We start from the raw sequence: 13,138 nt of genomic DNA on the forward strand, positions 1-13,138 counted from the left end.
GCACTTTCCTGAATTTTTTAGAATTATGTTGTGAAAGTGTGACGAATCCGGCGCTTTTCACGGTAAGTAAACTTCCCGGATTGCCGATGACTATCTAACGGGCGTGTTTTCACGCATAAACCCTACAAGAGAGTCGACGGTCATGGACAACACTACATCGATGCAAGCCCAGCATAAACTGGGCTTTCTGCATCAAATCCGGCTGGTTCCGCTGTTTTCCTCCATTCTCGGTGGCATCCTTCTGCTGTTCGCCTTAAGTTCCGGGCTGGCAAGCTATTTTCTTATGCAGGCCGATCGCGATCAGCGCGACGTGACCGATGAGATTCAGGTCAGGATGGGGTTATCTAACAGCTCTAACCACTTGCGTACCGCGCGTATCAACATGATCCACGCCGGCGCGGCGAGCCGTATTGCCGAAATGGATGACATGAAGGCCAATATCGCCGAGGCAGAAAAACGGATTAAGCAATCGCAGGACGGTTTCAATGCTTATATGTCACGCGCGGTAAAAACGTCTGCCGATGAAGCGTTAGACGCTGAACTGAGCGCCAGCTTCAAAGCCTATACCGACGGCTTACAGCCGATGCTGAAGTACGCTAAAAACGGCATGTTTGAAGCGATCATCAACCATGAAAATGAACAGGCCAGACCGCTGGACTCTGCGTACAACAAGGTGCTGTTAAAGGCGATCGACATTCGTACCACCAGGGCGAATCAGTTAAGCGAACAGGCGCATCAGCGTACACAGCTTGGTATGGCTTTTATGCTGGGCGCATTTGTTCTTGCGCTGGCGCTGACCGTGATGACGTTCATTGTTCTGCGCCGTACCGTCATTCATCCTCTGTTGCGTGCCGCCCAGCGTATTGAGCAAATTTCAGCGGGGGATCTGACCATGCCGGAGGAACCGACCGGGCGCAGCGAAATTGGTCGCCTGAGCCGCCATCTGCAAACAATGCAACGTTCGCTGGGGACAACGGTAGGCACGGTGCGTCAGGGCGCGGAAGAGATTTATCGCGGTACCAGTGAGATTTCGGCGGGGAACACCGATCTGTCTTCACGTACCGAACAACAGGCTGCGGCGATTGAACAAACGGCGGCCAGCATGGAAGAGTTGACGGCGACGGTGAAGCAAAACGCCGACAACGCGCATCATGCGAGCAAGCTGGCAGAAGATGCTTCCGGCAAGGCCAGTCGGGGCGGTCAGATGGTTTCTGGCGTGGTCAAAACCATGGGCAATATCTCAACGAGTTCAAAGAAAATCTCCGAAATCACAGCCGTTATTAACAGCATTGCTTTCCAGACCAATATTCTGGCGCTGAACGCAGCGGTTGAAGCGGCGCGGGCAGGAGAGCAGGGCCGTGGGTTTGCCGTGGTTGCCAGTGAGGTGCGCACGCTGGCAAGCCGCAGCGCTCAGGCGGCAAAAGAGATTGAGGGATTGATCAGCGAATCAGTCCGACTGATTGACCAGGGCTCCGGAGAAGTGGTCGCCGCGGGCAATACGATGACGGATATTGTCGATGCGGTAAAACGCGTCACCGACATTATGCTGGAAATTGCAGCGGCCTCTGATGAGCAGAGCCGGGGTATCGTCCAGGTGAGTCAGGCAATTTCAGAAATGGATAAGGTAACGCAGCAAAATGCCTCGCTGGTTGAAGAAGCCTCTGCCGCTGCGGAATCGCTGGAAGAGCAGGCGGCGCGCTTAACGGAAGCTGTTGGCACATTCCGTTTAACAGGGACAAGTGCTATTAAACGCGCGCCTGTGACGACAAAGCCTGACCATTCACGCCCGCAGGCGGCAACTGCCAGTGGCGATAACTGGGAAACGTTTTAACAATAAAATCAATTAAGGGACCTGATGGTCCCTTAATTTTTGGCATCAAAACGGTACGGTTTTGCGTATTGCGGCGATCAGGATCTGCGCGGCCTGAGAGAGCTGCACATCGACACGGGTAAGAATGCCGATGGGTTCACCCGCACCGTGGGTGGGTATCGGCAACGACACCAGCGTCGCCTGGCGTAAATCTTCTCTAACCGCGCCTGAAGGGACAAACCACACATAGTCGTAATCGACCGTCAGTTGGCGGGAGAGCGATGCTGACAGCGTTTCAATACAGCCCGGAGGCATTTTGCAGCCCTGACTTTGCAACAACGCCTCTGCGTGCTGGCGAGGGGCGGTTCCTTTTGGTGAAACCACCACCGGCCACTCCATCACCCGACTCAGCGTGATGGTTTCCTGCAACAACGGGTGGTTAGGGCGCACGACCAGTTTGAGCGATTCCAGAAATAACAGCTCGTAGTTCAGACCAACCATCAATTCCGGATCGGCCATACGGCCAATGCCGAGATCAATTTCCCCTGACTTTAAACCCGCCAGGATCATGGGATTACTCATGGTGGCAACCTGCAGCGTGGTCTCCATTTGCTGCTTATGGAACGGGCCAATGACCGCTGGCAGAATGCCCAGGGCCGCGGTGGGTAAGGCGCCAATCCGTACGACATCCGTCTGTGACTCTTCGCGCTGGTTTAAGGCTTGTCCGGCGGTGTTGAGTGCATCCAGCACTCTGACTGCGTGGGTAAGAAACTGTTCTCCGGGCAGCGTTAATTGTGCGCCAAGGCGACCACGCTCAAAGAGCCGGGTACCGGTCAGTTGCTCCAGTTCATTCAGCGTTTTGGAGAGGGCTGGTTGGCTCAGGTTAAGGGTCTCAGCCGCGCGGCCCAACGTTCCCTGCTGTGCAACGGCGACAAAAGTATGAAGGTGGCGCAAGCGAATGCGCTGATTGAACAGAACATTTTTTTCCATAAGCGATGTTAAAAACAGAGTCGTATCGGTGACAAGTGAAGTTGTTCGATTTTGATAACCTGATAGCAAAATATTATTAACATTTATCCTATTTTACTTACAACTGATTTATTTTGCTTATGTTTTGTACAGCGCTGCCGGGTGGTGGGATCATGGAAGAGAATCCGTCCAGTCGATATACTTTCGTTATTGTTTGCTTTTGAACCATTCTCTTCACAAGGCACTGATTAATGATAGATGTAATAGGGCACCTTAACCCCGATAGCGATGCCATTTGTACCGCCGCCATGACGGCGCGTTGGCTTACTTTACGTGGCCAGCAGGCGACGGCATGGCGTCTGGGCGAACCTAACCGCGAAACGCAATTTATCTTTGAGCATGCGGGGCTGACGATGCCTGAACGGCTGACGTTTGAACTGACCGATCGTGATGTGTGGCTGGTCGATTTCACCGAGCCTGCCCAGGGGCCGGCATCGCTGGCAGAAAGTAACGTCGTGGGAATTATCGATCATCACCGACTCGGTGGATTAGTCACTCGTCTGCCACCAGAAGTGTGGGTGAAGCCAGTTGGCAGCAGCGCGACGCTGTTATGGCAACTGATGACGGAAGAGGAGCGCAGCCAGTTGTCTGCCGCTGAGGCCGTTTTATTGCTGGGTGCCGCATTGAGTGACACTGTCACGCTTCGCTCACCAACGACCACCTCTGACGATCGCCTGGCGGTGGAGGCCCTGGCCCAAAAAACCGGTGTGGATCTCGAGGCGTTTAGTCGCGACCTGCTGTCTGCTAAAACAAGCGTGGAAGGCATGAGCGCTCGCGAGCTTCTGCAGAAAGACATTAAAACCTTCACCATTCATGGACATTCGGTGTGTGTGGCGCAGCTTGAACTGTATGCGCTGCAACAGGTGGATGCGGTGCTGGACGATCTCCGTCTGGAAATGGCGCGCTATGCAGAGGAAAAGAATGCCGCTCTGGTTGTACTGATGCTCACCGATATCAATCTGGGCGACACCAGCCTGTGGTTTGCCGGTCCAGAGCTGTCAGACATCCCGCAGCCCTGTAAGGTGGAGGGGATGCTCAGCCGTAAAAAACAGATGTTGCCCTGGCTGGAAAGTCATTTAAAACCACGCCAGTAGGTTCTGTTCACCGTCTGTAGGGGTGGGAAATTTACGCGGGGTCACACTTTGTAAATTCTTCCCACCGGAGTCAGCGGCGTTTTCTACACTCCAGGTAATATTCACTGGAGGCATGACATTATGGCGAACACCATCACGGCAGATGAGATTCGGGAACAATTTTCGCAGGCAATGTCAGCAATGTACCAGCAGGAAGTCCCGCAATATGGCACGTTGCTGGAACTTGTCGCTGATGTGAATCTGGCGGTACTGGAAAATAATCCTACGCTGCATGAAAAACTGGCGAATGCAGATGAGCTGGCCCGGCTAAACGTTGAGCGCCACGGCGCCATTCGGGTGGGCACTGCGCAGGAGCTTTCTACGCTACGCCGGATGTTTGCCATTATGGGCATGTATCCGGTGAGTTATTACGATCTCTCCCAGGCCGGTGTTCCCGTGCATTCCACCGCGTTTCGTCCCATTGACGATGCGTCGCTTTCGCGCAACCCGTTTCGGGTATTCACCTCGTTATTGCGGCTCGAATTAATCGAAAACGCCGCGCTACGGCAAAAAGCCGCGGAGATCCTCGCGAAACGCGATATTTTCACCCGTCGTTGTCACGAACTGCTGGATGAGTTTGATGTGCAGGGCAGTTTTACGCCTGAGCAGGCGCAGGAGTTTGTGCAAGAAGCGCTGGAAACTTTCCGCTGGCATCAGCATGCCACGGTCGATGAGGCGACCTATCACGCATTGCACAATGAGCACCGGCTGATTGCTGATGTGGTGTGTTTCCCTGGGTGTCATATCAACCATCTGACGCCGCGTACGCTGGATATCGACCGGGTACAGTCGATGATGCCGGAGTGTGGCATTGAACCCAAAATACTGATTGAAGGGCCGCCGCGCCGTGAGGTGCCCATTTTATTGCGCCAGACCAGTTTTAAAGCGCTGGAAGAGCCGGTGTTATTTGCCGGTGAAATGCGTGGCACTCACACGGCGCGTTTTGGTGAAATCGAACAGCGCGGCGTGGCCCTGACGCCGAAAGGCAGAGCGTTGTACGACGAATTGCTGAATAAAGCGGGAACGGGAAAAGACAACCTGACACATCAGCTGCATTTGCAGGAGGTGTTCAAAGCATTCCCGGACAGCGAATTTCTGCTGCGCCAGCAGGGACTTGCCTGGTTCCGCTACCGGCTGACGCCGTCGGGCGAGGCGCATCGACAGGCGATTCGCCCGGATGACGACCCGCAGCCGCTCATTGAGCGGGGCTGGCTGGTTGCTCAGCCCATTACCTACGAAGATTTTTTACCGGTGAGCGCCGCGGGGATTTTCCAGTCTAATCTGGGGAATGAAACTCAGGCCCGTAGCCACGGTAATTCCAGCCGCGACGCGTTTGAACAGGCGCTGGGGTGTGCGGTTTATGATGAGTTTGCGTTGTATCAGGAGGCGCAAGATCGCAGTAAACGGCGGTGTGGTTTACTTTAATTGAATTTACATGGGATTCGGTCTGTTCCCATCGACATAAAATATTTTCGATTTTGTACAGATAATCGGCGACCAACAATTGGATTATTAATGAATTTTGTCTAGAGTGAGCGGTCAGAAATGTGCACTCTCTTGCCGCTGATTATGGCCGGCGCGGGACCATTTACACGACCAGAAGGACTTACTTTCAGGCATGAATCGCAGACGATTTATTAAAGGTTCAATGGCAATGGCCGCCGTGTGCGGAACCAGTGGTATTGCATCACTCTTTTCCAGCGCCGCCTTTGCGGCAGAGTCTGACATTGCAGACGGAAAAACCGTACGTTTTGATTTTTCCGTTCTGCAATCGATGGCCCATGACTTAGCACAGAAGCCCTGGGGCGGCGCACCGCGCGCGTTACCTGACACGCTGGCGAAACTGACGCCGCAGGCCTACAACAGCATTCAATATGACGCAGAGCAGTCTCTGTGGAACAATGTTGAAAATCGTCAGCTTGATGCGCAGTTCTTCCACGTGGGAATGGGCTTCCGTCGCCGCGTACGCATGTTCTCGGTTGATGGCAGCACGCATATGGCGCGCGAAATCCACTTCCGTCCGGAACTGTTTAAATACAATGATGCGGGTGTGGATACCAAACAGCTGGAAGGGCAGACTGACCTCGGGTTCGCCGGGTTCCGCGTGTTTAAAGCGCCAGAATTAGCCCGTCGCGATATCGTTTCTTTCCTGGGCGCCAGCTATTTCCGCGCCGTGGATGACACCTATCAGTACGGTTTATCGGCCCGCGGTCTGGCGGTAGATACCTACACCGACAGCAAAGAAGAGTTTCCTGATTTCACCTCTTTCTGGTTCGAAACGGTCAAACCGGGCGCAACCTCCTTTACCGTGTATGCGCTTCTCGACAGCCCCAGCGTAACCGGTGCATTTAAGTTCGTGATCCACTGCGAGAAAACGCAGGTGATCATGGATGTACAAAACCACATCTATGCGCGCAAAGACATCAAGCAGCTCGGTATTGCACCGATGACCAGCATGTTTAGCTGCGGCAACAACGAACGTCGGATGTGTGACACCATTCACCCGCAAATTCATGATTCCGACCGTCTGGCGATGTGGCGGGGCAATGGCGAGTGGATCTGCCGCCCGCTGAATAACCCGCAAAAACTGCAGTTCAACGCCTATACCGATAACAACCCGAAAGGGTTTGGCTTGCTGCAGCTCGATCGCGACTTCTCCCATTACCAGGATATCATGGGCTGGTACAACAAGCGTCCGAGCCTGTGGGTCGAACCGCGTAACCAGTGGGGCAAGGGGACTATCGGCCTGATGGAGATCCCGACGACCGGCGAAACGCTGGATAACGTCGTCTGCTTCTGGCAGCCTGAAAGGTCGATCAAAGCGGGCGATGATCTGGAATTCAAATATCGTCTGTACTGGAGCGCACAGCCGCCGGTGCGTTCACCGCTGGCTCGCGTGATGGCGACCCGAACAGGCATGGGCGGCTTCCCGGAAGGATGGGCGCCGGGCGAGCACTACCCGGAAAAATGGGCGCGACGTTTTGCTGTTGATTTCGTCGGTGGCGATCTAAAAGCCGCCGCGCCGAAGGGTATTGAACCGGTGATTACGCTCTCCAGCGGTGAAGCGAAACAGATTGAGATCCTTTACGTGGAACCTATCGACGGTTATCGCATTCAGTTTGACTGGTATCCGACCTCTGACTCAACCGATCCGGTAGATATGCGTATGTTCCTGCGTTGTCAGGGCGACGCCATCAGTGAAACCTGGCTGTATCAGTACTTCCCGCCAGCGCCGGATAAACGTCAGTACGTTGACGACCGCGAGATGCGTTAATCACTCCCTTTACGGCTCTCCGAATGGGGAGCCGTATCTGTAATCCTCTTCACAACCATTCTGTACACTATTTACTCGATCCCGTTCGCATTTTTCTGTAAGTCAAGTGGGTACTCTGGAGGTGTGTGTTTCTTATACACGTCCTTTTCCACTAACAGGGAGAAAGTATGTTTCCAGAATACAGAGACCTTATTTCCCGACTGAAATCCGAGAACCCTCGCTTTCTGTCCTTATTCGAAAAACACAACAGCCTTGATCATGAGATCTCCAGACTGGAAGGTTCGGATGGTCGGGGGTATAGTTTGGACATTGTTCGCCTTAAGAAACAGAAACTCCACCTGAAGGAAGATCTGCTCAAAATATTGCAAAAAGAGAGTGTCAGTGAGAGCTAAGTAAAACGGCGCTCGCTGTGTAAAAGGGCTTCCAAAAGGGAGCCCTTCCTGTTTTTATTTGATTGAGCAGGGTGGCCTGCTTAACCATCATAACGGAATGAAAATGTCAGAAGTGATTACCATCAATGACACGCTGGAACTGCGTGCCGTAGAAGAGCAACACGTCACGCCTCTGCATCAGTTGGTGCTTAAAAATAAAAGCTGGCTCCAGCAGTCGCTGAACTGGCCGCAGTTTGTTGCCTCTGAGGAGGACACCCGCAAGAATGTGCAGGGCAATATGATGTTGCACCAGCGCGGTTACGCCAAAATGTTCCTGATTTTTGCGCAAGAAAATGTGGTCGGGGTTATCTCGTTTAACCAGATAGAACCGCTGAACAAAGCGGCTTATATCGGCTACTGGCTGGATGAGGAGCATCAGGGTAAAGGCATCATGTCCCAGGCGCTACAGGCCTTAATTCATCATTATGCGCAGCGTCAGGAGATTCGCCGCTTCGTGATTAAATGTCGCGTAGAAAACGTTGAGAGTAACCAGGTGGCGCTACGTAATGGCTTCCAACTGGAAGGATGTATGCAACAGGCGGAATTCCTTAATGGTGATTACTATGATGTGAATCTCTACGCCCGCATCATTGATGGCTCTTCAGAATAAACCTGCGATAGGCGTGCGCGTAATGCGCTGTTCACCGTTAATCACTTTCGGTCCGCGTAGGTGAATGGTATCGCCATCAAACGCCTGGATATGCGCCTGACCGGTTATCTCAATGTGATGCTCGATCAGCACTTCGCCCAGCACGCAGACGTGGCCTTCAATCAGGATGTGGTCATCTAACTGGAGCGGTCCACCGCGTAATTGCGCATGACCGCCGACCAACACGTGGTGTTTCAGCACGCAGTTACCTTCAACTACCGCGTGCTCCGCCACCTGCGAGCTGTAGCGTAGGGTAGGTATGGCATCTTCTTCGCTCCCGGCGATGACGCGCGCATATCCATAGACTTTGGCGCAATCGCAAATCCAGACATTGTTCTCTTCATTACCTTCCACCTGTGCGAAATCAAAAACTTCCGCCCGATGTTCAATAAAGGCATAGTTGATTTTCGCATTGCCATAGATCTGCGCCTGATGCACCACTCGTGAGTGGCTGACAAAAGCCCGATCATAAATTTGCAGGAGCTGGTCGTTTTCACGGGTTAGCCCCCTGGCGGCGATGATTTCAGAGTCACACATCACGCGCGCATCACCAAAGAGAAGGCACTCGCCGCGAACCACAGAATCCTGAATGGTGACGTTGTCACGTATTTGCGCGTTATGACTGATTTCAGCCCGGTCAATCCACACGTCATCGCTAATTTGCGCGCCATCTCTGACCACGCTTGCCTGAGTAATGCGGGCGTTTCCTGTAATCGTCGCGCCGGAAAATGCGAGCGCGTTTTCATCGTAAATCCAGCAATCACCGCTTTGTGACAGCACGCTTTCATTGTCGATCCAACCACCGGGCGTACCGGCCTGGACATCATTAAAATCAGTGAGCGCAATGATTTGGCGTAGTAATACGCTTTTTTTATTGCCATTATCCTGGTAACTAAAGGATCGAGACTCATCGCTGAGACGATATTTGGTCATAGCTCATTTCCATGTTGCGCACCTTAGTTAAACGTAGCAAAGTTTTCCGCACTGGCTAAATCAGCGGAAATTCCATAAAATGCATTTCAAATATACTTTAAAAAATAAACAAAATGAGTAAGAACAAACAGAGTGAGCGGGTCCTCAATCTTCCGGCCGGTTATTTTGGCATGGTACTGGGCATCATTGGGATGGGGTTTGCGTGGCGTTATGCCAGTCAGGGGTCGGTTCCGGCTGAGGGCGAAATGACACCCTAAGCGTTAGCTCTGTGTCGTTGCACGATGTCAGCGACGGTATTCTTGCTGATACCGAGCTCGCGTGCGATCCAGCGATAGCTGCGTCCCTCGGCCCTCATCGCAACCACCTTAGGCAAAAGTCGGTCTGATTTTGGTCGCACTCCGGCCTGACGACCAAGCCTCTTACCACGTGCCTTCGCAACAGCAAGGCCTGACTTGACCCGCTCGCTGATGAGATCCCGCTCAAACTCCGCAATGCCGGAAAGAAACGTCGCCAGCATTCGTCCATACGGCGACGAAAGATCGAACGCCATTCCATTCATGGCTATCACGGAAACCTTCCAGTTCTCCAGTTCACGTAGCGTATTGAGCAGATCGAGCGTCGAGCGCCCCCACCGGGAAAGCTCAGTGACCAGGATTGCATCAATTTGTCTGGACTGGGCAAGCGCCAGGACTTTCTTTCGCTCGGCCCGGTCGAGTTTAGTTCCTGAACCTGTTTCCTTAAATATTCCCACCACGTCGTAGCCGGCACGGCCGGCGAAGGCTCGCAGATCAAATTCCTGGCGTTCACAAGACTGATCCGCTGTTGAAACCCGGCAGTAAATGGCGGCACGATGTCCCAATTGAACCCTCCTGGATTTTTGTATCGGAACGCCCTGATTTATATGGGCTGGCTGTTGTCCAAAACAGACTATACTTCAAAAGGGACGAATTTGTATGTCACGACGCCATATTTTCACCGAACGGCAGCGAGCAGCGCTGTTCGATCTGCCCACGGACGAACTGTCGCTACTGAAGTTCTACACGCTGGGCGATGATGACCTGGAAAACATTAGGCAGCGCCGCAGACCGGAAAACAGGATTGGCTTTGCCCTGCAACTTTGTGCCTTACGATATCCGGGCCGTGCACTGGCTCCTGGTGAGATGATCCCGCGTGAAGTCCTTTCCTTCGTCGGTGCTCAGCTTGGAGTTCCGGCTGATGCGCTTCTCACTTATGCCACACGGCGCCAAACCCGTCAGCAGCACATGGACACGCTGCGCGAAATTTACGGCTACAAGACCTTCACGGGCCGTGGTGCCCGTGATCTGCGGGAGTGGACTTTCGGCCAGGCCGAAGATGCCAGATCAAACGAGGATCTTGCTCATCGTTTTATTGTGCGGTGTCGGGAAACTTCCACCATTCTGCCCGCAGTATCGACAATCGAGCGCTTGTGCGCGGATGCTCTGGTCGCCGCTGAGCGGCGGATTGAAACGCGGATTGCGGAAAATTTAACAGCGGATGTTCGCGATCACCTGGACAAACTTCTGAGTGAAATGCTCGCCGGCAATATCAGTCGTTTCATCTGGCTTCGCAACTTCGAGGTTGGTAACAACTCGGCTGCTGCTAACCGTTTGCTCGACAGGCTCGAATTTCTGCGTACCCTGAATATCAATCATAGTGCTTTGGCCAGCATACCTGCCCATCGCATTGCCCGGCTGCGTCGGCAGGGTGAACGCTACTTCACCGACGGTTTGCGTGACATCACTTCGGACCGCCGCTGGGCGATCCTTGCCGTCTGTGTTGTGGAGTGGGAAGCGGCGATTGCTGATGCCATAGTCGAAACCCATGACAGGATCGTAGGAAAAACCTGGCGGGAAGCGAAGCGCCAGCATGACGAAACAATTTCCGGCTCTAAAGCCACACTCACGGATACGATCCGTACCTTCACCGCGCTGGGAGCTTCGTTGCTTGAGGCCCGCAGTGACGGAACCCCGCTGGAGATGGCTGTCGCCAGTTCGGTTGCATGGGACCGGCTCGCTCAACTGGTAGCGACAGGGACTCAACTCAGCAACACGCTAGCCGATGAGCCTCTTGCATATGTCGGGCAGGGATACCATCGCTTTCGTCGTTATGCGCCCCGCATGTTGCGCTGTCTGAAGCTCGAAGCCGCGCCGGTCGCCGGACCATTGGTAGCAGCAGCTTTGTCGATCGGAGAGATGAAAGGTGTTGCATCGCCAGAAAGGCGTTTCCTGCGGCCCAGCTCCAAATGGAACCGTCATTTACGAGCTCAGGAAAAAGGAGATACCCGTCTTTGGGAAGTGGCGGTACTCTTTCACCTCCGGGATGCTTTTCGTTCCGGAGATGTCTGGCTCGCTCATTCGCGCCGCTATGGTGACCTCAAGCAGGTACTGGTGCCGATGATCGCGGCGCAGGAAAATGCAAAACTGGCCGTGCCTTCCAACCCACAGGATTGGCTGGCAGACAGAAAGGCGCGACTCACGATCGCTCTTAAGCGGCTGGCCCGGGCTGCCCGTAACGGCACTATTCCGCACGGTAGCATAGAAGATGGAACGTTGCGGATCGACAGGTTGACAGCAGACGTGCCGGATGGTGCCGAGGCACTCATACTGGATCTGTATCGCCGAATGCCGTCCGTTCGGATTACCGACATGCTGCTTGAAGTTGATGCAGCCCTTGGTTTCACAGATGCGTTTACCCATCTGAGAACCGGGGCTCCATGTCGCGACCGGATCGGTCTGCTCAACGTCCTGCTCGCTGAAGGGCTCAATCTGGGCCTGCGTAAGATGGCGGAAGCTACAAACACGCATGATTACTGGCAGCTCTCACGCCTTGCCCGCTGGCATGTTGAAAGCGAAGCCATGAACCAGGCATTGGCAATTGTGGTGGCCGCGCAGGGTAAACTGCCGATGTCACGCGTCTGGGGGATGGGCACGTCAGCATCGAGCGATGGTCAGTTTTTCCCGACAGCGCGGCATGGCGAAGTCATGAACATGGTCAATGCCAAATATGGTTCTGTTCCCGGCCTCAAAGCGTATACTCACGTAAGCGACCAGTTCGCGCCATTCGCTTGTCAGTCGATCCCGGCGACCGTGAGCGAGGCACCGTATATTCTCGATGGACTACTGATGAACGAGGTCGGTCGCCATGTTCGCGAACAGTATGCCGATACAGCAGGATTCACCGACCATTTGTTCGGAGCCAGTAGCCTGCTCGGCTACAATCTCGTTCTGCGAATCAGGGATCTGCCATCGAAGCGGTTGTACGTATTTAATCCCGATACGACCCCCAGGGAGTTACGCAAGTTGGTAGGTGGAAAAGCCCGGGAGGATCTTATCGTTGCGAACTGGCCTGATATTTTCCGTTGTGCCGCGACGATGACCGCTGGCAAAATCAGGCCCAGCCAACTCCTGCGCAAGCTCGCTTCTTACCCACGACAAAACAACCTTGCAGTTGCGCTTCGTGAAGTTGGTCGTATTGAACGGACCCTTTTCATTATTGAGTGGATCCTGGATACGGACATGCAGCGGCGTGCTCAGATCGGTCTTAACAAGGGAGAGGCCCACCATGCGCTCAAAAATGCGCTCCGTATCGGGAGGCAGGGGGAAATTCGCGATCGCACGACAGAGGGGCAGCACTACCGAATCGCTGGGCTCAATTTATTGACTGCGGTGATCATTTACTGGAATACCGTCCATCTTGGTCATGCCGTCACGGAGCGGCGGAACGAAGGGTTGGATGTTCCCCCTGAATGTCTTCCCCACATATCCCCATTGGGCTGGGCGCACATTCTACTGACTGGCGAATATCTTTGGCCCAAGGAACCGAAAGCTTAGGGTGTCATTTCGCCCTCAGCCGGAACCG

At 53.8% G+C, this 13,138-nt stretch carries 10 protein-coding genes and 1 pseudogene; 8 read left to right on the forward strand and 3 right to left on the reverse strand.

Annotated elements, in window-relative coordinates; genetic code table 11:
- Window positions 1-142 precede the first annotated feature (142 nt).
- Window positions 143-1,831, forward strand: coding sequence for a methyl-accepting chemotaxis protein (locus tag HV037_RS12005; protein ID WP_103283792.1), 1,689 nt, complete (start codon window positions 143-145; stop codon window positions 1,829-1,831).
- 45 nt (window positions 1,832-1,876) lie between these two features.
- Here the strand turns inward: HV037_RS12005 and pcaQ are convergent, their stop codons facing one another.
- Complete coding sequence (pcaQ, locus tag HV037_RS12010; RefSeq protein WP_003020288.1) at window positions 1,877-2,800, reverse strand: pca operon transcription factor PcaQ; 924 nt, start codon at window positions 2,798-2,800, stop codon at window positions 1,877-1,879.
- Between the two features lie 230 nt (window positions 2,801-3,030).
- On the opposite strand from pcaQ, the gene HV037_RS12015 reads away from it, so the two are divergent.
- From HV037_RS12015 to rimL, 5 genes are all read left to right on the forward strand, one after another.
- Window positions 3,031-3,933, forward strand: a complete 903-nt coding sequence (locus HV037_RS12015) for a manganese-dependent inorganic pyrophosphatase (RefSeq protein WP_088582967.1) — start codon at window positions 3,031-3,033, stop codon at window positions 3,931-3,933.
- 120 nt (window positions 3,934-4,053) lie between these two features.
- Window positions 4,054-5,397, forward strand: coding sequence for a VOC family protein (locus tag HV037_RS12020; protein WP_016156596.1), 1,344 nt, complete (start codon window positions 4,054-4,056; stop codon window positions 5,395-5,397).
- 193 nt (window positions 5,398-5,590) lie between these two features.
- On the forward strand, window positions 5,591-7,246 hold the full coding sequence (locus HV037_RS12025; RefSeq protein WP_029139548.1) for a glucan biosynthesis protein: 1,656 nt from the start codon (window positions 5,591-5,593) through the stop codon (window positions 7,244-7,246).
- A gap of 167 nt (window positions 7,247-7,413) precedes the next feature.
- Window positions 7,414-7,638 (forward strand): YdcH family protein, encoded by a 225-nt coding sequence (locus tag HV037_RS12030; protein ID WP_003833168.1) that lies wholly within the window; start codon window positions 7,414-7,416, stop codon window positions 7,636-7,638.
- Window positions 7,639-7,741: 103 nt separating this feature from the next.
- Window positions 7,742-8,287 (forward strand): 50S ribosomal protein L7/L12-serine acetyltransferase, encoded by a 546-nt coding sequence (gene rimL / locus HV037_RS12035; protein WP_016156595.1) that lies wholly within the window; start codon window positions 7,742-7,744, stop codon window positions 8,285-8,287.
- On the opposite strand, the gene ydcK is transcribed toward rimL, so the two are convergent.
- Window positions 8,279-9,259 carry a YdcK family protein gene (gene ydcK / locus HV037_RS12040; protein WP_016156594.1) on the reverse strand — a complete coding sequence of 327 codons (981 nt, stop codon included), beginning with the start codon at window positions 9,257-9,259 and terminating at the stop codon, window positions 8,279-8,281. The genes rimL and ydcK overlap by 9 nt on opposite strands.
- 113 nt (window positions 9,260-9,372) lie before the next feature.
- Between ydcK and HV037_RS12045 the strand changes: the two are divergent.
- Window positions 9,373-9,480: pseudogene (locus HV037_RS12045) on the forward strand (dicarboxylate transporter/tellurite-resistance protein TehA); the annotation flags it as partial.
- A 32-nt stretch (window positions 9,481-9,512) separates the two neighbouring features.
- Here the strand turns inward: HV037_RS12045 and HV037_RS12050 are convergent.
- Entirely contained in the window at window positions 9,513-10,118 is a 606-nt protein-coding gene (locus tag HV037_RS12050) for a recombinase family protein (RefSeq protein WP_000509966.1), read from the reverse strand.
- 94 nt (window positions 10,119-10,212) lie between these two features.
- On the opposite strand from HV037_RS12050, the gene HV037_RS12055 reads away from it, so the two are divergent.
- The gene (locus tag HV037_RS12055) at window positions 10,213-13,110 is read left to right on the forward strand and encodes a Tn3-like element Tn5403 family transposase (RefSeq protein ID WP_181500347.1); all 2,898 of its coding nucleotides are present in this window, start codon (window positions 10,213-10,215) and stop codon (window positions 13,108-13,110) included.
- The last annotated feature ends 28 nt before the right edge of the window (window positions 13,111-13,138 follow it).

It is taken from the genome of Citrobacter sp. RHBSTW-00017, from assembly GCF_013797615.1.
Classification (GTDB): Bacteria; Pseudomonadota; Gammaproteobacteria; order Enterobacterales; family Enterobacteriaceae; genus Citrobacter; species Citrobacter braakii.